Source organism: Streptomyces sp. NPDC048352 (assembly GCF_040651895.1).
Taxonomy (GTDB): domain Bacteria; phylum Actinomycetota; class Actinomycetes; order Streptomycetales; family Streptomycetaceae; genus Streptomyces.
The window spans coordinates 1-24,764 of the sequence record NZ_JBEZKZ010000015.1; the positions used below are offsets into that span (position 1 = coordinate 1).

18 protein-coding genes and 1 rRNA gene are annotated in these 24,764 nt (G+C 75.0%); 7 read left to right on the forward strand and 12 right to left on the reverse strand.

Going from position 1 to position 24,764, the window contains the following annotated elements; translation table 11 throughout:
* Positions 1 to 84: ribosomal RNA gene (locus AB0D45_RS10880) — 16S ribosomal RNA — on the reverse strand; the annotation flags it as partial.
* Positions 85 to 804: 720 nt separating this feature from the next.
* Between AB0D45_RS10880 and AB0D45_RS10885 the strand changes: the two genes are divergently transcribed.
* Both AB0D45_RS10885 and ptsP read left to right on the forward strand, forming a co-directional pair.
* Complete coding sequence (locus tag AB0D45_RS10885; protein WP_361611354.1) at positions 805 to 1,254, forward strand: PTS glucose transporter subunit IIA; 450 nt, start codon at positions 805 to 807, stop codon at positions 1,252 to 1,254.
* Between the two features lie 82 nt (positions 1,255 to 1,336).
* Complete coding sequence (gene ptsP / locus AB0D45_RS10890) at positions 1,337 to 3,007, forward strand: phosphoenolpyruvate--protein phosphotransferase (RefSeq protein WP_361611352.1); 1,671 nt, start codon at positions 1,337 to 1,339, stop codon at positions 3,005 to 3,007.
* Positions 3,008 to 3,090: 83 nt separating this feature from the next.
* On the opposite strand, the gene AB0D45_RS10895 is transcribed toward ptsP, so the two are convergent.
* Complete coding sequence (locus AB0D45_RS10895; RefSeq protein WP_362457075.1) at positions 3,091 to 4,041, reverse strand: hypothetical protein; 951 nt, start codon at positions 4,039 to 4,041, stop codon at positions 3,091 to 3,093.
* A 58-nt stretch (positions 4,042 to 4,099) separates the two neighbouring features.
* Positions 4,100 to 6,076 (reverse strand): acetoacetate--CoA ligase, encoded by a 1,977-nt coding sequence (locus AB0D45_RS10900; protein WP_362457078.1) that lies wholly within the window; start codon positions 6,074 to 6,076, stop codon positions 4,100 to 4,102.
* A gap of 211 nt (positions 6,077 to 6,287) precedes the next feature.
* Between AB0D45_RS10900 and AB0D45_RS10905 the strand changes: the two genes are divergently transcribed.
* Together AB0D45_RS10905 and AB0D45_RS10910 are read left to right on the forward strand one after the other, a co-directional pair.
* The gene (locus AB0D45_RS10905; protein WP_362457080.1) at positions 6,288 to 8,831 is read left to right on the forward strand and encodes a TIM-barrel domain-containing protein; all 2,544 of its coding nucleotides are present in this window, start codon (positions 6,288 to 6,290) and stop codon (positions 8,829 to 8,831) included.
* A 79-nt stretch (positions 8,832 to 8,910) separates the two neighbouring features.
* Positions 8,911 to 9,489, forward strand: coding sequence for a hypothetical protein (locus AB0D45_RS10910; RefSeq protein ID WP_362457083.1), 579 nt, complete (start codon positions 8,911 to 8,913; stop codon positions 9,487 to 9,489).
* Positions 9,490 to 9,520: 31 nt separating this feature from the next.
* Here AB0D45_RS10910 and AB0D45_RS10915 read toward each other — a convergent pair whose 3' ends face one another.
* The gene (locus AB0D45_RS10915; protein WP_362457086.1) at positions 9,521 to 10,066 is read right to left on the reverse strand and encodes an NUDIX domain-containing protein; all 546 of its coding nucleotides are present in this window, start codon (positions 10,064 to 10,066) and stop codon (positions 9,521 to 9,523) included.
* A 201-nt stretch (positions 10,067 to 10,267) separates the two neighbouring features.
* Here AB0D45_RS10915 and AB0D45_RS10920 point away from each other — a divergent pair, with 201 nt between their 5' ends.
* Both AB0D45_RS10920 and AB0D45_RS10925 read left to right on the forward strand, forming a co-directional pair.
* Positions 10,268 to 10,723, forward strand: a complete 456-nt coding sequence (locus tag AB0D45_RS10920; protein ID WP_362457089.1) for a zinc ribbon domain-containing protein — start codon at positions 10,268 to 10,270, stop codon at positions 10,721 to 10,723.
* The gene (locus AB0D45_RS10925; RefSeq protein WP_362457092.1) at positions 10,720 to 11,910 is read left to right on the forward strand and encodes a lipid-transfer protein; all 1,191 of its coding nucleotides are present in this window, start codon (positions 10,720 to 10,722) and stop codon (positions 11,908 to 11,910) included. Before AB0D45_RS10920 ends, AB0D45_RS10925 begins: the two co-directional genes overlap by 4 nt.
* A gap of 169 nt (positions 11,911 to 12,079) precedes the next feature.
* Here the strand turns inward: AB0D45_RS10925 and AB0D45_RS10930 are convergent, their stop codons facing one another.
* From AB0D45_RS10930 to AB0D45_RS10945, 4 genes are read right to left on the reverse strand one after another with little or no spacing between them, the layout of a single operon-like run.
* Positions 12,080 to 12,706 carry an ATP/GTP-binding protein gene (locus tag AB0D45_RS10930; protein ID WP_361609133.1) on the reverse strand — a complete coding sequence of 209 codons (627 nt, stop codon included), beginning with the start codon at positions 12,704 to 12,706 and terminating at the stop codon, positions 12,080 to 12,082.
* Positions 12,687 to 13,112 (reverse strand): DUF742 domain-containing protein, encoded by a 426-nt coding sequence (locus AB0D45_RS10935; RefSeq protein ID WP_361609135.1) that lies wholly within the window; start codon positions 13,110 to 13,112, stop codon positions 12,687 to 12,689. Before AB0D45_RS10935 ends, AB0D45_RS10930 begins: the two co-directional genes overlap by 20 nt.
* A gap of 10 nt (positions 13,113 to 13,122) precedes the next feature.
* Entirely contained in the window at positions 13,123 to 13,560 is a 438-nt protein-coding gene (locus AB0D45_RS10940) for a roadblock/LC7 domain-containing protein (protein ID WP_361609137.1), read from the reverse strand.
* The gene (locus AB0D45_RS10945; protein WP_362457097.1) at positions 13,557 to 16,364 is read right to left on the reverse strand and encodes a nitrate- and nitrite sensing domain-containing protein; all 2,808 of its coding nucleotides are present in this window, start codon (positions 16,362 to 16,364) and stop codon (positions 13,557 to 13,559) included. Before AB0D45_RS10945 ends, AB0D45_RS10940 begins: the two co-directional genes overlap by 4 nt.
* 368 nt (positions 16,365 to 16,732) lie before the next feature.
* Between AB0D45_RS10945 and AB0D45_RS10950 the strand changes: the two genes are divergently transcribed.
* Complete coding sequence (locus AB0D45_RS10950; RefSeq protein ID WP_362457100.1) at positions 16,733 to 17,152, forward strand: hypothetical protein; 420 nt, start codon at positions 16,733 to 16,735, stop codon at positions 17,150 to 17,152.
* A 47-nt stretch (positions 17,153 to 17,199) separates the two neighbouring features.
* Here AB0D45_RS10950 and AB0D45_RS10955 read toward each other — a convergent pair whose 3' ends face one another.
* From AB0D45_RS10955 to AB0D45_RS10970, 4 genes are read right to left on the reverse strand one after another with little or no spacing between them, the layout of a single operon-like run.
* Positions 17,200 to 22,008 carry a hypothetical protein gene (locus AB0D45_RS10955; protein WP_362457103.1) on the reverse strand — a complete coding sequence of 1,603 codons (4,809 nt, stop codon included), beginning with the start codon at positions 22,006 to 22,008 and terminating at the stop codon, positions 17,200 to 17,202.
* Between the two features lie 47 nt (positions 22,009 to 22,055).
* Positions 22,056 to 22,979 (reverse strand): hypothetical protein, encoded by a 924-nt coding sequence (locus AB0D45_RS10960; RefSeq protein WP_362457106.1) that lies wholly within the window; start codon positions 22,977 to 22,979, stop codon positions 22,056 to 22,058.
* Complete coding sequence (locus tag AB0D45_RS10965; RefSeq protein ID WP_362457109.1) at positions 22,976 to 23,158, reverse strand: hypothetical protein; 183 nt, start codon at positions 23,156 to 23,158, stop codon at positions 22,976 to 22,978. The genes AB0D45_RS10960 and AB0D45_RS10965 overlap by 4 nt, the downstream gene beginning before the upstream one ends.
* Positions 23,155 to 24,693 carry a hypothetical protein gene (locus AB0D45_RS10970; RefSeq protein WP_362457112.1) on the reverse strand — a complete coding sequence of 513 codons (1,539 nt, stop codon included), beginning with the start codon at positions 24,691 to 24,693 and terminating at the stop codon, positions 23,155 to 23,157. The genes AB0D45_RS10965 and AB0D45_RS10970 overlap by 4 nt, the downstream gene beginning before the upstream one ends.
* Between the last annotated feature and the right edge of the window lie 71 nt (positions 24,694 to 24,764).

Genomic DNA, 24,764 nt, shown 5'->3' on the forward strand with positions numbered 1-24,764 from the left:
CCCCGAAGGGCTTCATCGTTCGACTTGCATGTGTTAAGCACGCCGCCAGCGTTCGTCCTGAGCCAGGATCAAACTCTCCATGAATGTTTACCGGTAATCCGGTGCACACACACGTTGAGCGGGCACGTCATGTCGGAATAAGACCGACGCGCCACAACGTCCTCGCTGTGTTTTTTGCCTACCCCGAAGGGCAGGACTTTTTCAAAGGAACCTCATCCACCGAAGTGGACGGGGTATCAACTTCTGGCGTTGATTTTTGGCACGCTGTTGAGTTCTCAAGGAACGGACGCTTCCTTTGTACTCACCCTCTCGGGCTTTCCTCCGGGCTTTCGTTCTGTGTTGTTCTTGCGTTTCCGACTCTATCAGAGTCTTTCTCGCTTGCTTTCCAGGTCCTGCGCTTTCGCGCTTTCCCTTTCCGGCGGTTCCGACTCTATCAGCGGTTTTCCGTCTCTCCGACCACTTGCCGTTTCGCCCTGAGGGCATGCGGAAAGAGATCAAGCGGAGTTCGAGATCATCACTGGTTGAGGAGGAGTCCCGGCCCCGGACTGTTCGCGAGGTGTTCACGCGCCACGTCCTGGCGGGACTCACGACAGTACCCCTCCCCTGGGGCGCAGGCAAATCGAATCACGCGTATGGTCTAGTCCACCGGTCTAGTCCACTAGTCTCCGTGCCGGAGGGCCAGCTCGGATCGGGATCGACATCGGGCGAACCCGTACAACCCGTGACATATCCTTCTGACCAGTACGCCGTTCGCCACACGGAGTGACGGCGCCACCAAGAAGCCCCACCCCCTGGGAGGCCCCCATGACCATCGTGACGTCCCCACTTGCCGGGCGCGCCATCGGACTCGCGGCTGTGCCGGATCCGGTCTTCTCCGGCGCGATGGTGGGACCGGGCACCGCCATCGACCCCGTGCGCGAGGCCTCGGAGGCGGTGTCCCCCGTCGACGGTGTGGTCGTCTCCCTGCACCCGCACGCGTACGTGGTCGTCGATGGCGAGGGCCACGGCGTCCTCACGCACCTGGGCATCGATACCGTGCAGCTCAACGGCGAGGGCTTCGAGCTGCTCGTCAACAAGGGCGACACCGTCACCCGCGGCCAGGCCGTGATCCGCTGGAACCCCGCCGCGGTCGAGGCCGCCGGCAAGTCCCCGATCTGCCCCGTCGTGGCGCTCGAGGCGACGGCCGACTCCCTCGGCGGCGTCATGGAGGACGACGACGTCAAGGCCGGCGACCAGCTCTTCAGCTGGCGGTGACGCGTCCGCCCGCCGCGCGGGCGGACCGGAGTCGGATATCCATCGCGGCGGCTGGGCCGCCGCTCAATCGGAGACGGGTGTAATGGAGACAACGCTGCGAGGCGTCGGCGTGAGCCACGGTGTGGCGATCGGCGAGGTTCGGCACATGGGTACGGCTGTGCTCGAGCCGCCGGCGAAGCAGATCACGGCGGAGGAGGCGGTGCGCGAACAGGGGCGCGCCCGTCAGGCCGTGGAGGCGGTGTCGGCCGACCTGATCGCGCGCGGCCAGCTGGCCGGCGGCGAGGCACAGCACGTGCTCGAGGCCCAGGCGATGATCGCCACGGACCCCGAGCTGATGGCGGACGTGGACCGGCGGATCGCCGTCGGCAGCACCGCCGAGCGCGGTGTCTACGACGCGTTCGCCTCCTACCGCGACCTGCTCGCGGGGGCCGGTGAGTACATGGCCGGGCGGGTGGCCGACCTGGACGACGTACGGAACCGGATCGTGGCGCGGCTGCTGGGCGTGCCGATGCCGGGTGTGCCGGACAGCGACGAGCCGTACGTGCTGATCGCGCGGGACCTGGCGCCCGCCGACACGGCTCTGCTGGACCCCGCGCTCGTGCTCGGGTTCGTGACCGAGGAGGGCGGGCCGACCAGCCACAGCGCGATCCTCGCCCGTGCGCTGGGCGTGCCGGCGATCGTGGCGCTGCCGGGGGCCTGTGAGATCGCCGAGGGCACGGTCATCGCCGTCGACGGCAGCACCGGTGACCTTTTCGTGGAGCCGACGGACGGGAAGCGGGCCGAGCTGGAGGCCTCGGCGGCCGAGCGGAGGGCGGCGCTGGCCGCCTCCTCCGGTCCGGGGGCCACCTCGGACGGGCACAAGGTGCCGCTGCTGGCGAACATCGGCGGGCCTGCGGACGTGCCGGCGGCGGTCGAGGCCGGGGCCGAGGGCGTGGGGCTGTTCCGCACCGAGTTCCTGTTCCTGGACGACAGCAGGAAGGCGCCGTCCGAGGACAAGCAGATCGAGTCGTACCGCAAGGTGCTGGAAGCGTTCCCCGAGGGGCGTGTCGTGGTGCGGGTGCTGGATGCCGGTGCCGACAAGCCGCTGGACTTCCTGACCCCGGCGGACGAGCCGAACCCGGCGCTGGGCGTGCGCGGCCTGCGGACGCTGCTGGACCACCCGGAGGTGCTGCGCACGCAGCTGACCGCGCTGGCCAAGGCCGCCGAGGGCCTGCCGGTCTACCTCGAGGTCATGGCTCCGATGGTGGCCGACCGTACGGACGCCAGGGCGTTCGCGGACGCCTGCCGCGAGGCCGGTCTGGTGGCGAAGTTCGGGGCGATGGTGGAGATCCCCTCCGCCGCGCTGCGGGCGCGCTCGATCCTGCAGGAGGTGGAGTTCCTGTCGCTGGGTACGAACGACCTGGCGCAGTACGCCTTCGCCGCCGACCGGCAGGTGGGGGCGGTGTCGCGGCTCCAGGACCCGTGGCAGCCGGCGCTGCTCGACCTGATCGCGATGTCGGCCGAGGCCGCCAAGGCGGAGGGCAAGAGCTGCGGTGTCTGCGGTGAGGCCGCGTCGGACCCGCTGCTGGCGTGTGTGCTGACGGGTCTGGGTGTCACCTCCCTGTCGATGGGTGCCGCCTCGATCCCGTACGTGCGGGCGACGCTCGCCAAGTACACCCTCGCGCAGTGCGAGCGTGCGGCGGCCGCCGCGCGCGCGTCGGACACGGCGGAGGAGGCGCGGCTGGCCGCGCAGGCGGTGCTGTCCGGCGAGTAGCGGGCGGTTCGCGCGGTCGGTCCGAGGGGCTCTCGCCGTGGGCGGGGGCCCCTCGGGCGTTTCCCGGTGCTGGCCGGGAAGGGCTACTCGCGGTGCGGGCCCGGGACGTCCACCTCGTAGCCGGGGCAGTATTCGACCCCGGGCTCGGGGGGTACCGGGTCGCCGGTGTCGGCGTCCGTGCAGTAGGCGTCGAAGACGGCCGCCGCGGTCAGGGCGACCAGGCGGCCGCGGTCCAGGCGCCAGCCGTGGACCCGGTCGCGGAAGCCCTCGGTGGTGCTGCGCAGGACCAGCCCCCCGGCGCCGCCGAGGGCGAGGCCGGCGGCCAGGACGGTCACGAAGTCGAGGCCTTCGCGGCCGTCGATGCCGGGCCGGCTTCCGGGCCCGGCGGCCGCCTCGGCGTGCAGGACGGCGATGAGCTGTTCCTGCTCGGCGGGGACGCTGCACACGAGGTGGTGGTGGCCCGGTCCGGCGCCGGCGACGAGGCGTTCGAGCATGTCGGCGGCCCGCTCGAAGGAGGCCCGGCCGATGTCCTCGCCGCAGTCCGCGCAGGCTCCGGCGCCGGTGAGCAGCTCGGTGGCGTACTCCCAGGTGGACTGGCGGACGGCTTCGTCGACGAGGAGCGCGACGAGTTCCTCGACGGGCTGGCCGGCGTAGGGCAGGGTCGGGCCGGCGGCGAGCTCGGCGGTGAAGCGCGTACGGGTGTGGGCGCTGTCGGGGTCGAGGCCGTGTTCGGCGCAGTAGTGGGCGTACTCCTCGGGGTCGAAGAGGGCGACGGTGGTGTGGATGCCCTGGGCCGCGAGGGAGCGGAGCAGGACGTCGACGTGCCGGAGGTAGTCGGTGTAGTCGTCGTGGTGGTCGAAGCCGAAGCTGGGGTAGTCCCGCATGGCCGCGAAGTCCCCGGGGTCGGTGAGGAGGCCGACGGTGCTGGGGACCTCGCGGCGCAGGTCACGGCGGCGGGCCGGACGTGCCGGGCCGGGTGCCGTGGGGGATGCGGTGCCTTGGGTCGTGCGTGGTGTGTCGGGCGTGGCGTTCATGGTTCCCCCTGAGTGGAGCGATGGCTTGCTCACTCACGGTAATCGGCGCCACTGACAGTCACCTCCGGGTGCGCGCCAGCTCCTCGTAGAAGGCGAGCAGCTCGGGGTGGTCGACCGAGCCGGGATTCACGGCCTTCGCCATCGGCGTGCCCTGGAGGAGCCGCTTGACGGGTACCTCGATGCGCTTGCCGGTCAGGGTGTGCGGGACGGCCGGGACCTCGATGATCTCGTCGGGGACGTGGCGCGGGGAGAGCTGCTCCCGGATGGTGGCGGCGATCTTCTTGCGCAGGGGCTCGTCGAGGGCGGCACCGGGAGCGAGGTGGACGAAGAGCGGCATCCAGTAGCCGCCGTTCGGCTCCTCCAGCCCGATGACCAGGGATTCCTTGATCTCCGGGAGACGTTCGACGACCTCGTAGATGTCGGCGGAGCCCATCCGCACGCCCTGCCGGTTGAGGGTGGAGTCGGAGCGGCCGTGGATGACGACGGAGCCGTGGTCGGTGATCGTGATCCAGTCCCCGTGGCGCCAGACGCCGGGGAACATCTCGAAGTAGCTGTCGCGGTAGCGGCTGCCGTCGGCGTCGTTCCAGAAGTGGATCGGCATGGAGGGCATGGGGGCCGCGACGACGAGTTCGCCGACCTCGCCGATGAGGGGCTTGCCGGCCGGGTCCCACGCCTGGAGGTCCGTACCGAGGCAGGCGGCCTGGAGTTCGCCGATGTGGACGGGGAGGGTGGGGACGGCTCCGGCGAAGCAGCTGCACACGTCGGTGCCGCCGCTGACGGAGGCGATCCAGAGGTCTTCGGCGACCTCGTCGTGGAGCCAGCGGAAGCCGTCGGGGGGCAGCGGGGAGCCGGTGGTGGCGACGCACTTGACGGCCGAGAGGTCGAAGTCGCGCGCGGGGTGGACCTCGGCCTTGCGGCAGGCCATGACGTAGGCGGCGGAGGTGCCGTAGAGGGTGGCTCCGGTGCGCTCGGCGATCCGCCACTGGGCGCCCGTGTCGGGGAAGCCGGGGCTGCCGTCGTAGAGGACGACGGTCGTGCCGGTGAGCAGGCCGGAGACGAGGAAGTTCCACATCATCCAGCCGGTGGAGGTGTACCAGAAGAAGCGGTCCTCGGGGCCGAGGTCGCAGTGCAGGCCGAGCTGCTTGAGGTGTTCGAGGAGGATCCCGCCCTGGGACTGGACGATCGCCTTGGGGGCGCCGGTGGTGCCGGAGGAGTACAGGATCCACAGCGGGTGGTCGAAGGGCACCGGCTCGAAGACGGGCTCGGCGGAGCCGGAGGTCAGCTCGGTCCAGGTGCGGGTGCCCTCGGGGGCGGGGGTGCCGAGGAGCGGGATGTGGACGACCGCGCGCAGCGAGGGGAGCTCGGCGCGCAGCTCGGCGACGGTTTCGCGGCGGTCGTGTTCCTTGCCGCCGTAGCGGTAGCCGTCGATGGTGAAGAGGACGACGGGCTCGACCTGCTGGAAGCGGTCGAGGACGCTGCGGGCGCCGAAGTCGGGGGCGCAGGAGGTCCACACCGCGCCGACGGCGGCGGTGGCGAGGAGGGCGACGACCGCTTCGGGGATGTTGGGGAGGTAGCCGGCGACGCGGTCGCCGGGGCGTACGCCGAGGGCGCGCAGCTCGGCGGCGAGCGAGCCGACCTGGCGGCGGAGTTCGGCCCAGGTGACGGGGGTGGGTTCGTGGGTCTCGTCGACGTGGAGCAGGGCCGGGTCGCCGCCGCGGGCGGGGTCCTCGGCGGCGCGCAGGGCGTGCTCGGCGTAGTTGACGGTGGAGCCGGTGAACCAGTGGGCACCCGGCATGGAACGGTCGGCCAGGACCTCCTGGTAGGGGGTGCTGAAGCGGACCTCGAACCATTCGGCGACGGCCTGCCAGAAGGTGTCGAGCGCGTCGACGGACCACTGCTGCAGGGCCGGGTAGCCGCCTTCGGCCGGGGCCCCGAACCGTTCGGCCGCCCAGGCCTGGAAGGCGGTGACGCGGGCCGCGGCGATCCGGTCGGGGCCCGGGGACCAGAGCGGTTCCGGCTGGGTGGCTGAAGTCATGGGTCGGCTCCCGGTCAAGTCTGCGGCTCGCGCTTCGTGTGCGTAGGGTGCCACCGCGGCGTCGGTGTGCGTGCGGCGGCCCACAGGGACCATGCCATGTGATCGACATCCGCACCAGAGCCGTCCCGGTCCGGGCGGGCTGATCGTTTTCCGGGTGAACGGAAGCTGAACGCCGCCCGCGCGGCCGGGGGCCGGTGGCAGGGTGACCGGCATGGACGGTCGTGATCTGGTGCGTGCGGTGATGGAGATCGGTACGGCGCGCGGGCGGCGGGCCTGGCGCTCGGCGTGGCGCCACCGGCGTGCGGACGCGGAGGGGCTCCCGCGCCGGGGCCCGGAGCGCGCGCGGGTGCCGGGGCTGCTGGCCGGTACGGAGGCCCGGCCGGGCGGGGGCGTGCTGCGGTTCGCGCGCAGTGAGCTGCTGGTACGGGTGACCGTGGGCGGTGCGGTGTTCTGGGGCTGGGACGGGGCCCGCCCGGGGCCGTCGTACGCGGTGGTGGGCGGGGGGCCCGAGCCCGATCCCCGGGCGGTGCTGGAGCCGGACACCGGGGGCGGCTGGCGGGTGGTCTCGGAGCGGGTGACGGTGGCGGTGTCCCGGCACGGGGCGGTGGAGGTGCGGACCCCGGGCGGGGCGGTGCTGCGGCGGGAGCTCCCACCGCGGTGGTGGGACCCGGTGGACGGCCGGGCGGACGGCGCCGGGGACGGCCGGAGGGACCGGCGGCGGGACGGCACGGGGGACGACCAGGCGGGCGGCCCGGGGAACGCCACCGGGGACGGGCTGGGGGGCCGGCGGGGAGACGGCCGGGCGGACGGCGCCGGGGACGGCCGGGCGGACCGGCAGGGGGACGGCGCGGGGGTCGCCTGGGTGGGGCCGGCGGAGGGCGGCTCGCGGTGGTTGCAGCGTGCGGAGGTGCCCGCGGACGCGCGGTTCTTCGGGCTGGGCGGGCGGGCGCGGGGGCCTCGGCTGCGGGACGGGGAGTACCGGCTGTGGAACACGGACCCCAAGGGCGGCTTCGGGCCGGACACCGACCCGCTGTACATCACCATGCCGGTGCAGGTGGTGGTGGCGGACGCGGGGACGCACCTGGCCTTCTACGACAACCCCTGGGAGGGGCGGGTCCTCCTGCGCGAGGGCGAGGAGGGGGCGGGTTCGGGGGCGGACCGGAAGGGGACGAGCGAGCTGCGGCTGGAGGGCGGCCCGCCGAGGTGCTGGGTGCTGGTGGGGACGCCGGCGCGGGTGCTCCAGGGGTGGGCGGGGCTGACGGGGGCGGCCGCGGTCCCGCCGGAGTGGGCGCTGGGGTACCAGCACGCGCGGTGGGGGTTCGGCAGTGCGGCCGAGGTGCGGCGGGTGGTGGCCGGGTACGCGGAGCGCGGGCTGCCGCTGTCGGCCGTACACCTGGACATCGACCACTACGACGGGCACCGGGTGTTCACGGTGGACCGGCGGGCCTTCCCCGATCTGCCGGGGCTGGCGCGGGAGGTGGGCGAGCGGGGGGTCCGGCTGGTGTCGATCGTGGACCCGGCGGTGAAGGCGGGCGACCCGGTGCACGCCTCGGGTCTGGCGGTGGGGCCGCGCGGGGCGTTCGTACGGGACGCGCGGGGGCGGGAGGTGCGCGGCGAGGTCTGGCCGGGCGAGTGCGCGTATCCGGACTTCACGGATCCGGCGGCGCGGGAGTGGTGGGGCGGCCTGTACGAGGAGCGGCTGGCGCAGGGCTTCGCGGGCTTCTGGCACGACATGAACGAGCCGGTGTCCTTCGCGCCGTGGGGGGAGGCGACGCTCCCCCGCTCGGCGCGGCACGCGCTGGAGGGGGCGGGCGGCGACCATCGGGCGGGGCACAACGTGTACGGGCTGATGATGGCGCGCGCCGGCTGGGAGGGCCTGGTGCGGTTGCGGCCGGCCGAGCGGCCGTTCCTGTTCTCCCGGTCGGGGTGGGCGGGGATGCAGCGGTACGGGGGCACGTGGTCCGGTGACGTGGAGAGCAGCTGGGAGGGGCTGCGGGCGTCGCTGGCCCTGGTGCTGGGGCTGGGGCTGTGCGGGGTGCCGTACTCGGGTCCGGACGTCGGGGGTTTCGGAGGGTCGCCCTCGCCGGAGCTGTACCTGCGGTGGTTGCAGTTGGGGGCGTACCTGCCGCTGTTCCGGACGCATTCGGCGATCTGGGCGGGGCGGCGGGAGCCCTGGGAGTTCGGGCCGGAGGTGGCGCAGCAGGCGGGGGCGGTGCTGGCGGAGCGGGAGCGGCTGCGGCCGTACTTCGTGACGCTGGCCCACCTGGCGCGGCGGACGGGGGCGCCGTACGTGCGGCCGGTGTGGTGGGGGTCGCCGGAGGACCGGCGGCTGCGGGACTGCGAGGACGCGTTCCTGCTGGGGGACGCGCTGCTGGTGGCGCCGGTGCTGGAGTGCGGGGCGGACCGGCGGGCGGTGCGGCTGCCGCGGGGCCGCTGGTACGACACGGCGACGGGGGCGGCGTACGAGGGGCCCGGGCAGGTCCTGTTCGAGGCGCCGCCGGGGCGGATGCCGGTGCTGGCGCGGGCGGGCTCGGTGCTGGCGGTGCGGCGGGCGGACGGGTCGGTGGGGCTGGAGGCGTGGGCCCCGGCGCGGGGCCGGACGGGCGGCGGGGTGGTGATCCGGGATCCGGGGCCGGGCTTCGAGGCGGGTGAGGTGGAGCGGTACGCGGTGCGGTGGGCCGGGGACGCGGTGGTGGTGGAGGACGAGGACGGGGGTGTGGTGAGCGGGGTAGAGGTGCGGGGATCAGGGGTGTAGGCCCGGTGTAGGGGGGAGGAGGAGGCTGCGGTGGGCGGCGGGTGTGCCGTCGGCGGTCGGTGGGAGCAGGGAGTTTGTGATGGTCTTAGCGAGCCCGGCGCGGGCCTACGGGCCGGACCGGTCGGCACTGGGCCGGCGGGTGCCGGCCACCGCGCGGCGGTGGGACCGGGTGCCGGGTTCCGAGGTGGTGGGCACGTGGCAGCCGGTCACGGTGTGGGCCCTGCTGCTGGTGACCGGGGCGGTTCCGGCGGGGGGTCCCGGGGAGTTGGGCGTGGCCGCGATCTCGCTGGCCGCGGCGGGGTTCCTGCACGGGCTGCTGCTGGTCAAGCCGCTCGCGGCGCTGGGCCGCTGGACCGCCCGGGTGAGCGCGTGGCCGCGGCCGGTCGCGGTGGCGGTGCTGGCGGTCCCGGCGTCGGCGCCGGCGGCCGTGGTGGTGCGGTGGTGGCTGGGGACGCAGGGTGCCGGCGTGCCGGGCTTCGGCGTGGTGTGGGCCGGGTGCGTGGCGGGCACGGTGCTGCCGATGGCGGTCGGGGCGTTGCTGCGGGACCGGGCGCGGCCCGTGCCGGCGGGAGTGCTGTGGGCGCGGGGTGCGGTGGTCGCCGGGACGGCGGTGGGGGTGGTGGGGCTGGCTTCGCTGGTGATGGACCTGCCGGTGTAATCCCAGGGCCGCGCAGCGGGGTCCCCGCGCCTCACCCGCCGGCGAGACCGGGCGTGCCGCCTCCGGGCGCGTCGTAGCGGCCCGCGAACCAGGAGGCCGCCGCGCGCGTGTGGAGGGGGAAGGCCAGTTCCGCCGGGGCGTGGAGGACGTGCCAGCCCGTCGTCTCGTCGGTGGCGGCCGAGGGCGGGAGCGTTGCGGCCCGGCGGGGCGGGAGGAGGCCGAAGACCAGGAGGTGGCCGGCCGCGGAGCTGAGGACGTCGGCCAGGGCCACGTCGGAGGCCGGGGCCTCGATGCCGGTTTCCTCGCGGAGTTCGCGGACCACCGCCGTGCGCCAGTCCTCGCCGAAGTCCATGAACCCGCCGGGCAGGGCGATGCCGCCCCGCGCCGGCTCGATGGTGCGGGTGATGACCACCAGGCCGGTGCCGGCGGCGTCCTCGACCGGGAGCAGGGCCACGGCCACGGGGAGCGGGTTGCGGTAGGTGACGGCTGCGCAGGCGGCGCAGGTACGGGGCCACGCGGTGGTGTCGAACGGAGCTCCGCAGGTGGAGCAGTGCGAGTCCCTCAGCAGTGCCGGCATGCGGCGATGGTATGACAAGGGGCTCGGGGACGGCGGGGGTTGCGGCGGTCCGGAGGGCTTCCGGGGCCTTGCGGCCTCGGGGCGGACGCGCGGTGTGCGGGACCCCGGAGCGTCGTCGCGGGTGCGGGGAGTCTGTCGCGGTGGGGCGGCCCGTGGCACACTTCTGACGCTTCGTCAGATAGCGCCTGTCCGGGAGGGGTTTTGGAACGCACACGCACGCCCGTGGTGAGCGGGTGGTTCACCGGGCCGGATGCCGAGGGCGGCTTCCGCCTGCTCGGCACCCGGTGTTCGGCCTGCACGTCGGTGTTCTTCCCGCGCGAGGACGCGTACTGCCGCAATCCGCACTGTCCCGGCGGCGGCGAGCTCGCCGAGGTCCCGCTGTCCCCGCGCGGCCGCGTCTGGTCGTACACGGACGGCCGCTACCGCCCGCCCGCCCCGTACGTGTCCGATCCGGACGTGCCCTGGGAGCCGTACACCCTGGTCGCGGTGGAGCTGGAGGCCGAGCGGATGGTCGTGCTCGGGCAGGCCGCGCCGGGGGTGACGCCGGCCGACCTGGCGGTCGGCATGGAGGTGGAGGCGGTCGCCGGGGTGCTCGGCGAGGACGCCGGAACCACCTGGCTGACCTGGCAGTTCAAGCCGGTGGAAGGGGACCGGTGAGCGAGGACGTGGCCGTGCTGGGGGCCGGCATGCACCCGTGGGGCAAGTGGGGCCGCAGCTTCGTGGAGTACGGGCGGGCCGCCGCCCGGGCGGCGCTCGCCGACGCCGGGCTGGAGTGGGGCGACGTGCCGTCCGTGGTCGGCGCCGACACCGTGCGCGGCGGCTACCCGGGCTACGTCGCGGGGGCCACCTTCGCGCGGGCGCTCGGCTGGCAGGGCGCCCGGGTGACGAGCGTGTACGCGGCCTGCGCCTCCGGGGCCCAGGCCATCGGGACGGCCCGGGCGCAGATCCTCGCCGGGCTGGCGGACGTGGTGCTGGTGGTGGGTGCCGACGCCGCGCCGAAGGGGTTCTTCGCCCCGGCCGGCGGTGAGCGGCCGGACGATCCCGACTGGCTGAGGTTCCGCGTCCTGGGGGCCACCAACCCCGCCTACTTCGCGCTGTACGCCCGCCGCCGGATGGCGCTCCACGGGGACACGGCCGAGGACTTCGCGCTGGTCAAGGTGAAGAACTCGGCGGCCGGGGCGCACAACCCGAACGCCCGCTACCGCAAGGCGGTCACCGCCGGGGAGGTCGCGGCCTCGGCGGTGGTGGCGGATCCGCTGCGGCTGCTGGACATCTGCGCCACCTCCGACGGGGGCGCGGCGCTGGTGCTGAGCAGCATGGACTTCGCGCGGGCGCGCGGGGTGGCGGACCCGGTGCGGATCCGGGCGGTGTCGACGGTGACGCCCACGTATCCGCGTACGGTGCTGGACCTGCCGGACATCGCCACCGACTCGGCGGTGGCCGTGGAGCCCGCGGCCGGCTCCTTCCGGGCCTCGATCGCGCGCGCCGCGTACGAGGAGGCGGGGCTGGGGCCCGGGGACCTGTCGCTGGCCGAGGTGTACGACCTGTCCACCGCGCTGGAGCTGGAGTGGTACGAGGACCTCGGGCTGTGCGGGGAGGGCGAGGGGGCCAAGCTGGTCCGGGAGGGGGCGACGGCGCTCGGCGGGCGGATGCCGGTCAACGCGAGCGGGGGGCTGGCCTCCTTCGGGGAGGCGGTACCGGCCCAGGCCATCGCCCAGGTGTGCGAGCTGACGTGGCAGCTGCGGGGCACGGCCGGGGCGCGCCAGGTGCCGGGGGCGCGGGCCGGGATCACCGCGAACCAGGGGCTGTTCGGACACGGATCGGCGGTCGTGGCCGTGCGGTGAGGGCGTGCGGAGAAGTGCTGCCGTCAGAGTGCTTGACGGCCCCGGGCGGCGGGTTCACACTCTCTCCACAGTCCCGCGGCGACCGGGGCTCCGTGACCCCCCATGAGAGCTGCGGCCCGTACCCCAGTCGGCGGGGGTACGGGCCGCCTCCCTGTGCGGGGCCCTTGCCTCAGGACGAGGCGCTCATGCTCCTGCGGCGGGCCCGCGCGAGCGACATGGCGTGCTCCACGACTCCCACCAGGACGTCCTTGACGGACTCCCGGTCGCGCGCGTCGCACAGCAGCACCGGCACCTCGTGATCGAGGTCGAGCGCCTCCCGTACGGTCACCACCGGATGGCGCTCGGCCCCGTCGAAGCAGTTGACCGCGACGACGAAGGGGATGCCGCGCCGCTCGAAGTAGTCGATCGCGGCGAAGCAGTCGGCGAGCCGGCGCGTGTCGGCCAGCACGACGGCGCCGAGGGAGCCCTGGGCCAGCTCGTCCCACAGGAACCAGAAGCGGTCCTGTCCGGGCGTGCCGAAGAGGTACAGCACCAGGTCCTCGCGGAGGGTGATGCGGCCGAAGTCCATGGCCACGGTCGTGGTGCTCTTCTGCTCCACTCCCCCGGTGTCGTCCACGGCGGCGCCCGGTTCGGACAGCCGCTCCTCCGTCCGCAGCGGCCGGATCTCGCTGACCGCGCTGACCAGGGTGGTCTTGCCCACCCCGAAACCGCCCGCGACCAGGATCTTCAGGGTCAGCGGCTCGACCGGCGAGACGGCATGCATCGCGCCGGTGCGGCTAGAGCGCCCGAAGGCCATCGATCACCTCACGCAGAATGGATTCATCGGGCAGTTCGGCCGGCGGGACCGGCCTGGTCACGTGGACCAGTTCCTCGTCGACGAGGTCGCCGATCAGGACCCGGACGACGCCGATGGCGAGGTCGAGGTCCGCGGCGAGTTCCGCGACCGACTGGGGGCGTTCCCGGCACAGCCCGAGGATGTGGGCGTGTTCCGGGGAGAGGGTCATGTCCCAGACCGGATCGTCGGCCGCCGCTTCCGCGACGACGAGCGCGATCAGGTCGAGGCGGTGCTGGGCGGCGTGGCTGGTCCGGCCGCGGGTCATGGCGTAGGGGCGTACGACGGGACCCGCGTCGTCGTCGAACCAGTGGCCGGGCTCGGGCGTCAGAGGGGCGGTCGGGGGGTGGTCCTGGCCTGGATCGCTCATGCCGTCCGACTCACCCTCCGGCTGGCAGCCCGGAGCGCGGGGCGGTCGCCAGGTGGTCGCCTACGCGCTTGACCATGAGCGTCATCTCGTACGCCACCTGGCCGACGTCGGAGTCGGAGTCGGAGAGCACGGCCAGGCAGCTGCCGTCGCCCGCGGCCATGACGAAGAGGAAGGCCTCGTCCAGTTCGACCACCGTCTGGCGGACCCGCCCGGATTCGAAGTGGCGGCCGACGCCCTTGGCGAGGCTGTGGAAGCCGGAGGCCACGGCGGCCAGGTGCTCGCTGTCCTCCCGGGTCAGGTCCTTGGAGCTGCCCGTCGGCAGGCCGTCGCCGGAGAGGACCACCGCCTTGCGGATGCTGCCGACCTTGTCGACGAGTTCGTCGAGGAGCCAGTTGAGCGGGCCGGAGCCGCGGCCCCTGGTGTCGTTTCCGGTCTGCGGTGCGGTCATCGACCGTCCCCTTCGTTCTCGTGCGCGGGACCGGCGCCGGTGCGGCCGGCCTCGGTCTCGGACTGCTGCTGTGCGTGCTGGTCGCGGCCCGCCGTCCAGCCGCGCTGGAGGGCGGACATGCGCGTGCGTACGTCCTCCGCGTCCCGGTCGGTCACCGGGTCCGCGGCGGGCTGTGCCGCGGCGGGTGCCGGGGCGTTCTTGAGCTGTGGTGCGAGGTTCGCCTGGCGGACCCGCCGGGGCAGGCCGCCCGTGCCGGGCTCGTCGGGGCCCGGGCGCGGCTGGGCCGGGGCCTTCACGGCGGCCGGGCGGGGCTCGACGCGGCGGCCGTGCTCGGCGACCAGGGTGGGCGTGGGGCGGCGGCGGGGCAGCGGGACGGCGCCGCCGGTGCGGGGGCCGTCGGGGTGCGCCGGCTCGGGCCGGGGGTGTTCCACGCGGACCGGGCCGGTGGGGGCCAGCGGCTCCCGGTCGCGGTCGCGGCCCCGGTCGCGCTTCCAGGGGCCGCGCTCGGCGTGCCGCTCGCCGTGCGGGCGGCCGCCGTGGGGGCGGTCCGCGGAGCCGGTGCCGAACAGGGCGCTGCGCGGGATGCCGCCGGGCGGGGTCTCGTCGTCGAGGGTGGCCATGGGCGGGCGCCCGCCGACGCCGGTGAGGCCGGATATGCCGGTGGCCACCTCGTCCAGCCCGGCGGCGCCGTGGAGGCCGTCGGGGCCGTCGAGGCCGTCCAGGTCGAGGAGGCCGAGGGGGCCCTCCAGCTCGACGGGGCCGTTGAGCACCCCGGCGGGCAGCGGGCGGGCCGACTGCGCCCGGTCGAGGGCGGTAGGTCCGGGCCGCGCGGAGCTCTTGGCGCCGGGGCCCGTCCGCAGGCCCCGGACGCCCTTCACGGCGTCGAGGCGGATGCCGGTGCCGTTGGTGTCGGGGGCGTCGGTGAGCAGGTCCGCGGGGAGGAAGACCACCGCGGTGGTGCCTCCGTAGGGGCTGGGCTGGAGGACGACCCTGACGTTGTGGCGGCGCGCGAGGCGGCTGACCACGAACAGGCCCAGGCGGTCGGTGTCGGAGAGCTCGAACTCGGGGGTCTCGGCGAGCCGGAGGTTGGCGTCGAGCAGCGCCTCCGGGTTCATGCCGAGGCCGCGGTCGTGGATCTCCAGGGTGAAGCCGTTGGCCACGCGTTCGCCGTGGACCTGGACGGCGGTGTGCGGGGGCGAGAACACGGTGGCGTTCTCGAGGAGTTCGGCGACGAGGTGGGTGACGTCGGCGACGGCGGGGCCCTCGATGCCGATGCGGGGCAGGCGCCGCACCTCGATGCGCTCGTAGTCCTCGACCTCGGCCACGGCGGCCCGTACGACGTCCATCAGCTGGACGGGCTTGCGCCACTGGCGGGAGGGCGCGGCGCCGGAGAGGATCACCAGGCCTTCGGCGTGGCGGCGCATGCGGGTGGTCATGTGGTCGAGGCGGAAGAGGTCGGCGAGTTCCTCGGTGTCCTCGGTGCGCCGTTCCATGGTGTCGAGCAGGGTCAGCTGGCGGTGCAGCAGCACCTGGTTGCGGCGGGCCAGGTTGACGAACACCTCGGAGACCCCGCGGCGCAGCTCGGCCTGCTTGACGGCGGCCTCGACGGCGGCGCGCTGGAGGCTGTTGAGGGCCAGGCCGACCTGGCCGACCTCGTCCTTCTCGAACTCCAGGCGGGGCGCCTCGGTCTCCACGTCGACCGTCTCGCCGGCGGCGAGGCGGCGCATGACGCTGGGCAGCCGCACGCCGGAGGCCTCGTGGGCCTCCTTGCGGAGCCGGGACAGGTCCCGGATCAGGTCGCGGCCGATGCGCACAGACATCACGAGGGAGACGACGAGGGCGATGAAGCCGAGGACGCCGGCCACGGCGGCCTGGACGACGACGCCGGTGGCGACCGGCTCGACGCGGTGCTGGTAGCGGTCGCCGGCGGCGGTGCCCATGACGGCGAGGTCGCCGAGGACCTTGTTGGCGGCCTCGTCCCACTGGGCGGCGGTCACCCGGGGGTTCTTGCCGGCGCCGCCGGTGATGAACCGTTCCTCCGCGTCGCGCAGCGCCTTGGTCTGGGCGCCGTTCCAGTACTGCCCGAAGAGCTTGCGGTCGTCGGACGGCAGGATCGCGAGGTTGAACTCGTACAGCAGGCGGCGGTTGGCCGCCAGGTCGGAGACGTGCCGGACGTCGGCGGCGGGGACGTTGCCGGCGGCGAGGGCGGAGGCGATGACCGCGTCCTCGCGGGAGAGCGTCTCGCGGGCGCGGGTGATGCCGACGAGGGCGCGCCCCTGCTTGTCCATCTCGACGTTCTCCAGCGCGTGGAGGTTCATCAGGAACTCGTAGCAGGGGTCGACGAGCCGGCTGTAGAGGTCCAGGGCCTGGCCGGGGTTGACGGCGCCCTGGTCGACCGAGCGGCGCAGCGCGGTGATGCCCTGCAGGGCTTCGAGGATCGACTTCAGGCGCTGGCGGGCCTGCGGGCTGAGCTCGTCGGAGACCTCGGGGTCGAGGGCGTTCGCGGTGATGGACCGGACCATCGTGTCGGTCGCGGTGCGGCTCTTGGTGAGTTCGGCGGTGGCGGCGGACGCGCGGGGGTCGCCGAGGACGACCAGGGTCTGGCGGCGTTCCTTCTGGACGACGCGTACGACGTCCTCCATGGGGTAGCCGACCTTCTTGATGACATACGCGACGTCGAGCAGCTGCACGGCCTGCCGGCCGGTGATGACCGTCGAGAAGCCCCAGAGGGCGGTCAGGGAGACGAGCGGCACCAGGAGCAACGCCACGATCTTCCGGCGGATGGACTTCCCGCGAAAGCGCATGGCCTCCCCAGCCTCCCCCAGCTCAACCCCGTTGTCAGAGGTCGGTGTTCCGTCATTTAAACGGCGTGAGCCTACTACTGCCACGGAGCGGCTTCGCAGAGGTGTCCGGACGTTTTCGGCCTGCCTTCCGGGCGAAGATCACCAGTTGTCCGACACTTCCGGGCAAGTCCCGCCCGATATGTGGCAGATGACACTTGGTGGGCTGTCAGTTCCGATGTTCGGACGGATGGCTGGAATTCTGTGTTCCGGGTCCGGTATACGGGAATCTCCGGGCGCGTCCGATCGTCTGACAGGTAGGGCGGAGCGGAGCGCCGGGGGCGATCGCGGGCGCGGCGACGGCGGACCGCGGGGCGGGGAGTGAGCGGACGATGAGGATGTACGACGAGGACGGTACGGCGGCCGAGGCTCCGGGACGGGGCCTGTGGGTGGAGGCGCCGGCCCGTCGGCGGCGCATGCCCGATCCGGTGCGGGCGTCGGCGGTGCGGGCGGTGCTGGTCGTGGCCGTGACGCTGACGCAGGCCACGATCGCCTTCTTCCTCGCGGTGACCGGGTCGTGGCTCGCCTTCCCGATGGTGCTCATCGGGATAGCGGCGACGGTCGTGGCCACCTGGGCGGTGCTGGACGTGTGGATCACCCGGCAGATGTGGAACCAGCGGCACGGTGTCCTGTCGGAGCCGGGCACCGCCGCGCGCGAGCCCTGGCGGGGCCGGACGGCCGGCCAGGAGGGCCGTCTGGCGGCCGCTCCCCTGGCCGGGGGCATACCGGTCCACCGCCGCACCGCCCGCTGACCGGCGGCCCGTGCGGGGGCGGTCCGGCGGGCGGCGCCGCGGGCGGGTCAGGAGGCGCCGGCCCTGCGGAACATGCGGGTGGCGGTGATCTCGCCGTGGATCGTCTCGCCCTCCGGGGACTGCTGCGGCAGGCCCGGGCGCAGGTGCTCCTCGACGCTGATGTACTTCAGCCCCGCGCGCAGGTCGGCGTCGTTGCGCAGCCGGATGACCAGCGGGAACTCGGCGAGGGCCGTGGTGTCGAAGAGGCCCGTCGTGTACAGCAGCTGCACGCCGAGCGCGTCCGAGACGGCCCGCTGGAGCTCCAGCAGGTACGTGGCGTTGGCGCGCCCGATCGGGTTGTCGAGGAAGAGCGTGCCCGCGTGGCGGTGCTTGTCGCGGCCCCGGTCGTTGCTGCGCAGCGCGGCCATCGTGCAGTAGAGGGCGATGGCGGCGGTGAGCAGCTGGCCGCCGGAGAAGACGTCACCCATCTGGCCGACGGGGACCCGCTCGGCGCGCAGGACGGCGTCGGGCTTGAGGATCTCGACGGAGATCCCCTTGGGTTCGAGGGCGGCCTGGACGCCCCGCAGGAGCAGGGACATGCCGTCGCGGCGGCCCTCGCCGAAGGAGGCGGCGCTGTTCTTCTTCACGGCCGCGCGGGTGGCCTCGTCGATGACCTCGCCGAGCCGCTCGGTGAGCGTGGCCTGGTCCGGCTCCTCGAAGCGGATCCGCAGGAACTCCTGCCCCGACCATTCGCCGAGGCCCTCGGGCAGCTGGGACAGGCGCTGGGCGGAGCGGAGGGTGGCCAGGGCGGACTCCACGAGGCCGCGCAGCCGGTCGACGATGCTGTCGCGGTTGCGCTCCAGCTGCGCGAGCTCGTCGGTGAGCACGCGCAGCCGGGGGGCGAACGCGGCGGCCCAGGCGGCGGCGTGCTCGGGCAGGGCGGAGGCGGGCAGTTCGCGGATCTGCTGGCGGGCGGGGGTGCGCACCTGCTCGTACCGGGTGGCGTTGGCGTGCCGCACCAGGACGTCGCTCGCCTCGCGCACCGCGGACTCGGCGGCGGAGAGGTCGGCGGCGCAGGCCCGCAGGGAGCGGCGGGCCTCGGCGGCGGACTGCCGGGCTTCCTCCAGGGTGCCGGGGTGGGCCGCGGGCTCCTGCTCGTCCTCCGGGTGGGTGTGGTCGCGCAGCAGGTCCCGCAGCAGGGCGGCGGTCTCGTCGAAACCGCCGGCTCCGTCCTCGGCGGCGCGGTGGGCGCGCAGCAGGTCGGCGTGGGCGGCGCGGGCGGATTCCACGGCGGCGGAGTGCGCCGCGAGCTGGGCGGTGGCGCTGCGCAGCAGGCCCTGGGCCTGTTCGACGTCGGCCGGGACCAGTTCCTCGGGCAGCTCGGTGTGCGCCTCGCCCTCGGCGGGGGCGTGGCGTTCGGCTTCGCCGCGCAGCCGGCCGAGCTGCTCGCTCGCGGCGGACGCGCGGGATTCCAGCATCTGTACGAGGGCCTCGGCGCGGGCGGCGGCGGCCTGCCGGGAGGGGCCGTCGGCTCCGTCGGTGCCTTCGAGGAGCTGGGCGGCGCGGGTGCGGACCTTGTTGGTGAGCCGGTCGAGTTCGGCGAGGGCGGCGCTCTCGTCGCTCTCGGCGCGGGCCTGTTCGGCGCGCAGGTCGGCGCCGACGCCGACCTTCTCGTAGAGCTGGGAGGCGGCGCGGTAGGCCTCGCGGAGGTCGGGCAGCGGCGCCCTGACGGTGCCGTCGTCCTCCGGGAGGGGGTCGGGGGCTCCGGCGATCTCGGCGCGTTCGGCGCGCAGGGCGCGGGCGGTGCGGCGGGCGTCGTCGGCGGCGCGCTGGGCGGCGCGGCGGTCCTCGTCGGCGGCGCGGGCGCGGTCCAGGCACGCTTCGGCGCGGGCTTCGGACTCGGCGGCCTCTTCGGCGAGTTCGCGTACCCGGGCCTGCCAGGCGGAGCGTTCGCGCAGGCGGTGGGCGAGGCCGGCGAGGGCGTCGGCGGCCCGGCGGGCGCGCTGGGCGGTGTCCTGGCGCTCGTCGCGGACGCGGGCGGCGTCGGCGGCGGCCTCCTCGGCCTCGGCGCGTACGGTACGGGCTTCCGCCAGCTCGGCGTCGGCCTCCTCGGCGAACGCCCGGGCGACCTCGGCCTGCCGGGCCAGTTCGGCGAGCCGGCCGGCAGGGCAGCCGGTGCGCCAGGAGGCGAGGCGGGCGGCGAGCTCGCGGTCGCCGGCGAGGCGGGCGGCCAGGTCGCGGATCTCGCCGTCGCGGGCGGTGGCCCGGGCGCGCAGCGCCTGGCGCTCCTCGTCGGCGGCGTGCTCGTCGTGCATGGCCGGGTTCGGCGGGACGATGAAGATGCCGGACACCGCCGAAGCGCCGTCGGCCGGCGGCACCGGGGCCAGCAGGGCGGCGGCGGTGCCGACGGCGACGGTGGAGCGGGGCAGCAGGGCCGCTCCGGAGAGCACCTCGCGGGCCCGGGCGTGGGTGTCGGGGTCGGTGATGACGACGCCGTCGACGAGTTCGGGGCGGGCCGCGAGGACGGCGGCGTGGTCGGCGGGGTCGACGGACTGGGCGAGGTAGCGCCAGCCCGGCAGGGCCGGGATGCCGTGCTCGCCGAGGTACTCGACGGTGGCCAGGACGTCGGGGCCGGGCGGCAGCAGGCCGCCGTCGCCGAGCGCGCCGAGGATGCGGGCGTCGTCGGCGGCGGCGGTGCGCAGCTCGAACAGGTGGCGTTCGGCCGAGCCGACGGTGTCGGCCAGCAGTTCGCGGAGGGTGTCGGCGTTGCGGTCGAGGTCCTCGGCGGTGAGCCCGGCGGCCGCGGGGCGGGCGGGCGCACCGGCGTCGGCCGTGGCGGTGGCGCCCCCGCGGCCGGGGGCGCCGGCGGCCGGGGCCGGGTCCTGCCCGGCCGGACCGTGGCCCGCCGGACCGTGCCCGGCCGAACCGCGCCCGGCTCCGGCCGGCGTACCGGCCCCCGAGCCCGCCCCGGCGGCATCGGCGGAGTCGGCGGCCCGGCCGGCGCGCGGGTGCGGGAGGAAGGTCTCGGGGACGGACGGGAGGCCCAGGAGCTCCGCCAGCCGCGGGGACGCGGCCAGGGACTCGGCGGCGCGGTGCTCCGCGGCGTGCGCGGCCTCGGCCGCGTCGGCGGCGTCGGCGGCGCGGGCCGCGGTGAGCTCGGCGCGGGACTCCGCGGAGGCCGCCTCGCGGGCGGCATCGGCGGCGGCCCTGGCGGCCTCGCGGGACTCCTCCCACGCGGCCACGGCGGCCTTCTCGGCGTCGCTGGCGGCGAGCGCGGCACGGGCCGGGTCGGCGTCGGGCGCGGTGTCGTCCAGCCAGCCGGCCCGGACGGCGTCCGCGGTCTCCTGCTCGACCTCGGCGAGCCGGGCGCGCAGGTGCTCGGCCTCGCTGCGGGCGCGCTGGGCGGCGGTGGCGGCGGATGTGGCGTCGCGGTGGGCGCTCTCGCCGAGGGACTGCAGTTCGGCGGAGCGCTCCTCCTCCTCGTTGGCGGCCCGCTCCCCCTGCTCGGCAGCGGTGTGCAGGGCCCGTACCAGCTGGGCGGCGGCGGTGGCGCGCGCGGCCAGCGCCGGGGCGGCGTCCCGTTCGGCCTCCAGGATGGCGGCGGCGACCCGCGCGGAGCGGTCGGCGGCGGCGCGGTGGCGCAGCACGGTTTCGGCGGCCTGCCAGGCGGAGTGCAGGGTGCGCGCTTCGAGGAGTTCACGGCGCTGCGCGGCGGCGGCCTTGTCGGCGACGGTCAGCGCCAGGGAGGCGTGGCGGTAGGCGAGTTCGGCGGAGACGGCTGCGCTGCGGGCCCGCTGTGCCTCGGCGGCGGTGACCTCGTGGGCGGCGCCGGTGACCCGCTGCGCGAGGTCGGCGGCGCGGCCGCGCTCCTCGGCGGCGCGGGCGGACAGCCGCCGGGCGAGGGTCCGCGTACGGCGCTCGGCGCCGGCGTGGACGTCGCGCAGCCGGGAGCGGGCCTCGGCGGCCTCCACGATCCGGGTGAGCAGGTCCACGGAGCCGGCGGTGAATTCGCGTTCGGCCATCAGCTCGGCGCGGCGGCCGAGCTTGTTGCCGAAGCCGTGGACCAGGTCGGCGAGGCCGTCGGTGTCGCGGGTGTCGGTGACCGCGCGCAGCAGCAGGTCGGTGAAGTCGGAGTCCTTCTTGACCGCGAAGAGGCCGGCGGCCTCGCCCTCGTCGGCGTTCATCTCGCGCTGGTAGCGGAAGAGTTCGGGGTCGAGGCCGAGCTCGGTGAGGTGCTCGTTCCACCGGTCGTGGATCTCCTCCCAGTACACCTCCAGGTGCGGGTAGGCCTTCCCGGCCTCGGTGAGGGAGTCGCGGAAGCCCTTCATGGTGCGGCGCCGGCCCTGGGCGCCCGAGGCGCCCTCGACGGGCGGGCGGACGGAGGTGGCCTCGGCGACGGGGAGGCTGTCCAGGCTCAGGCCCGGGCCGGGGCGGAAGGAGTACCAGGCCTCGGCGAACTTGCGGGGGTCGTTGGAGACCTGGCGTCCGCGCCATTCGCTGACCTTGCCGACCACGACGCACTCGCCGGTCTGGGTGTGCTGCCATTCCAGGGCGACGTGCCCGCAGTCGTCGGCGAGCAGGAACTTGCGCAGCACGCCGGAGCTGGCGCCGCCGAGGGTGTTGCGGTGGCCGGGGAGCATCACCGAGAAGATCAGCTTGAGCAGGACGGACTTGCCGCCGCCGTTCTCCAGGAAGAGCACGCCGGCGGGCGCGGGGCGCCGGAGCGGGCCCGTGGGCTCCTCTTCGAAGAACTCCGCCTGGGCGGGCGCCGGATGGGGCACCGGCTCGCCGACTCCGCGCAGGTCGAGCACGGTGTCGGCGTAGCGCGCGCCGGCGGGCCCGATGGAGTAGAGGCGGATCCGGGACAGCTCGTACATGGCGGCGGGTTCTCGCGGTCTCTCGTGGTTTACGGAAGGCTGGGTGCTCAGGCGTGGAAGGGCAGGCCCGCGTCGGCCGCGAGTTCCAGGTCGTCGCCCTCGGGCGGCGGCAGGAGGGTGGCGGAGCCGTCGCTGACGGGGACCACGCCGAGTTCGAGGAGTTCGGCCATCGCCGCGGTGCCCGCCATGTCGCGGACCTGGAGCTGGTAGCGGGGGGTGGTGCGGTAGGTGCCGCCGGCGTCGTCGCCGGTGCGCTGGAGGAACCCGGACTCGGTGAGGAAGGCCGCGGCCTTGCCGACGATGCCGGTGGTGGAGCCGGCCAGGCGGCGGGCGTCCTTCGTGGCGCCGGTCGCGCTGCGGCGGGCGTAGACCCGCCAGGCGGCCTCCAGCTGCGGGGAGCCGGAGGCGGGGTCGGTGTTCTCGCCGAGCTCCTCGGCGCGCTCCTCCAGGCGGCGGCAGGTCTGGCGGACGAACGCGTCGACGCCGTTGACGGTGACGCGGCCGATGTAGCCGTCGTCGGCGAGGTCCTCGGGGCGGGGGAAGGCGAGGGCGGCGACGGCGAGGTGGGCGAGGCCGTGCAGGAAGCGGTCGCCGCCGTCGGCGGAGGTGCGGCGGGCGTAGTCGCCCATGCGTACGGCGAAGACGGAGTCCTCGCCGGCGGCCACGGCCATCCCGGCGCGGGGGGACACCTCCAGGACGACGAGTCCGAGGCCGGTGGCGACGGCGTCGGCGAGCCGCCCGAAGGCGGGGTCCTCGCGGTAGCGGCGCAGCAGTTCGGCGTACTCGGCGTCACGGGCGGGCAGCAGCTTGGGCTGGAGTCCGAAGCCGACGAGCCGGGCCGCGTCGGCGGCGTCGGCCGGCGTGAGGGCCCCTGCGGGGGTGGGCGAGACGGGGGCCGACGGCGCGTCGGGCTCGCTCCACGCGGGCTGCCCCTCGCTCCAGGCGGTGTGCTCGGCGCGGTGGTCGCTCACGGGTGGCTCTCCTCGGCGGTACGGGCGGTGCGGGCACGGGCGGTGCGGTGGCGGGTGGTGGATCGGGCGGCGGCTTCGCCGGCCGTCGGCCGGCCGCCGCCGGGGCGTGCGCGGACGGCGGCGCACCCGGGGTGGCGGGGAGGCGCGGAGGCCGGTGTGCGCCGGGCGTGCGGGGTCATGACGCCTCCGAGCGGGCGGCGGCCATGCCCGCGGCGTCCAGGAGGGCGGTGCCGACGATCAGGTCGGCGCCGCCGAACTCCGGGTCGTCGAGCCGGGTGCCGTCGTCCACCGCGAACAGCAGCCGCTCCTCGCCCTGGCGGTACGCCGTGCCCACCGCCGGGCTCGCCGCGTGGACGGCCAGCAGCGCCACCAGGTAGGGCAGGTCGGGGTCGTCGCGCCTGGCCTCGGCGAGGAGGCCGGAGAGCCGGCGCGGCGCGTCGTGGGGCAGGTCCAGGAGCTGGTTGGCGGCGGCGAGCTGCTCCTCGCTGAAGCGGCTGTCGTCGGGGGTGGCGATGAGGTCCGGCTCGGGCATCTCGGCGCCGAGGTGCTCCCGTTCCACGGGCGGGGTGAGGAGTATGTCCACCAGGTCCGCGACCCGCACCGAGACGGGGGTGCGCAGCCCGGTTCCGGCGGCGAAGAAGGCGTCGGTGACCCGGGTGGCCCCCTCCAGCGGGAGCGGCAGCAGGGGCGCGACGAGCTGCCCGTACAGGTCGATGCCGGAGCGCGGGGCGGGCGCGGCGAAGGCCTGGCGGTCCTGCTCGGCGCGGAAGAGGGGGCCGGCGTCCAGCAGCCGCGACTGGAGCTGGGTGTGCCGGCGGATGCAGTCCTTGACGATGTCGACCAGCTCGGCGGCGCGCCGCTTGTTCTCGGGGTCCTCGGCCTCGTCGCGGGCCCTGCGGATGTTGGTCAGGATCGCGTTCTCGTGCCGGTAGCGGTCGGCGACGTGGTCCAGGGCCTCGGCGATCATGTCGGGTACGGCCTGGAGCCAGTCCACCGCGCGGACGTTGCGCCGGGTCGCGTCGAGGGTGCGGCGCAGGGTCTCGGCGTACTGGACGGTCCGGTAGCGGGCCTGCTCGGCGGCGAGCTGGGCGTCCGCCAGCCGGCCCCGGCTGATCAGCACCTCCAGCTTGACCTCGGCGGCGATCTGCGCGCTGGTGACGTCCGTGTCGAGGGCGCCGACCAGGACGTTGACCGCCTCGTCGGTGGTGCGCAGGTACACCGCGCCGCCGTGGCCGGGCACCTCCTCGATCAGCTTGAAGTCGTAGTCGCGGCGGACGTACACCCCGTCGGGCCCGAAGGTGCCGTAGATCGCGCGGAAGCCGCGGTCCACGCTGCCGACGTTGATCAGGTTCTCCAGCACCCAGCGGGCGACCCGCTCGTGTTCGGCGGCCGGCCTCGCGGGGGCCTGGGCGGCGACGCGCGGCAGCAGCCGGGCCACTATCTGCTCGTGGTCGGCGCCGGTGTCGAAGTCCATGTTCAGCGTGACCAGGTCGATCGCGGACAGCGCGACCTCCGCCATCGCGTAGACCCCGTACTCGCCGGCCAGGTTGGCCTTGCGGACGTCGAGGTCGTGCAGCGGGGCGGTGCAGGCGAGGGCGCGCAGCCGCCGGGCGAGGCCCTCGTCGGCGGCCGGGCCCGGCGCCGGGGACGGAAGGGGTTTCGCCGGGGCTGGGAAAGTCACGACGGAAAGAGTAGGCGGTGACACGGACAACATCCCAAACGGCACGGTTCGGCCGGATCGGTCCCCGGCGGCGGGGGGCGCGGCGCGGCCGCTGTTCTACGCTC

Coding starts and splice junctions, on each gene's coding strand:
- AB0D45_RS10885 (WP_361611354.1), top strand. CDS start 805: ATGACCATCGTGACGTCCCCACTTGCCGGGCGCGCCATCGGACTCGCG.
- ptsP (WP_361611352.1), top strand. CDS start 1,337: ATGGAGACAACGCTGCGAGGCGTCGGCGTGAGCCACGGTGTGGCGATC.
- AB0D45_RS10895 (WP_362457075.1), bottom strand. CDS start 4,041: ATGAACGCCACGCCCGACACACCACGCACGACCCAAGGCACCGCATCC.
- AB0D45_RS10900 (WP_362457078.1), bottom strand. CDS start 6,076: ATGACTTCAGCCACCCAGCCGGAACCGCTCTGGTCCCCGGGCCCCGAC.
- AB0D45_RS10905 (WP_362457080.1), top strand. CDS start 6,288: ATGGACGGTCGTGATCTGGTGCGTGCGGTGATGGAGATCGGTACGGCG.
- AB0D45_RS10910 (WP_362457083.1), top strand. CDS start 8,911: ATGGTCTTAGCGAGCCCGGCGCGGGCCTACGGGCCGGACCGGTCGGCA.
- AB0D45_RS10915 (WP_362457086.1), bottom strand. CDS start 10,066: ATGCCGGCACTGCTGAGGGACTCGCACTGCTCCACCTGCGGAGCTCCG.
- AB0D45_RS10930 (WP_361609133.1), bottom strand. CDS start 12,706: ATGGCCTTCGGGCGCTCTAGCCGCACCGGCGCGATGCATGCCGTCTCG.
- AB0D45_RS10935 (WP_361609135.1), bottom strand. CDS start 13,112: ATGAGCGATCCAGGCCAGGACCACCCCCCGACCGCCCCTCTGACGCCC.
- AB0D45_RS10940 (WP_361609137.1), bottom strand. CDS start 13,560: ATGACCGCACCGCAGACCGGAAACGACACCAGGGGCCGCGGCTCCGGC.
- AB0D45_RS10945 (WP_362457097.1), bottom strand. CDS start 16,364: ATGCGCTTTCGCGGGAAGTCCATCCGCCGGAAGATCGTGGCGTTGCTC.
- AB0D45_RS10950 (WP_362457100.1), top strand. CDS start 16,733: ATGAGGATGTACGACGAGGACGGTACGGCGGCCGAGGCTCCGGGACGG.
- AB0D45_RS10955 (WP_362457103.1), bottom strand. CDS start 22,008: ATGTACGAGCTGTCCCGGATCCGCCTCTACTCCATCGGGCCCGCCGGC.
- AB0D45_RS10965 (WP_362457109.1), bottom strand. CDS start 23,158: ATGACCCCGCACGCCCGGCGCACACCGGCCTCCGCGCCTCCCCGCCAC.
- AB0D45_RS10970 (WP_362457112.1), bottom strand. CDS start 24,693: ATGTTGTCCGTGTCACCGCCTACTCTTTCCGTCGTGACTTTCCCAGCC.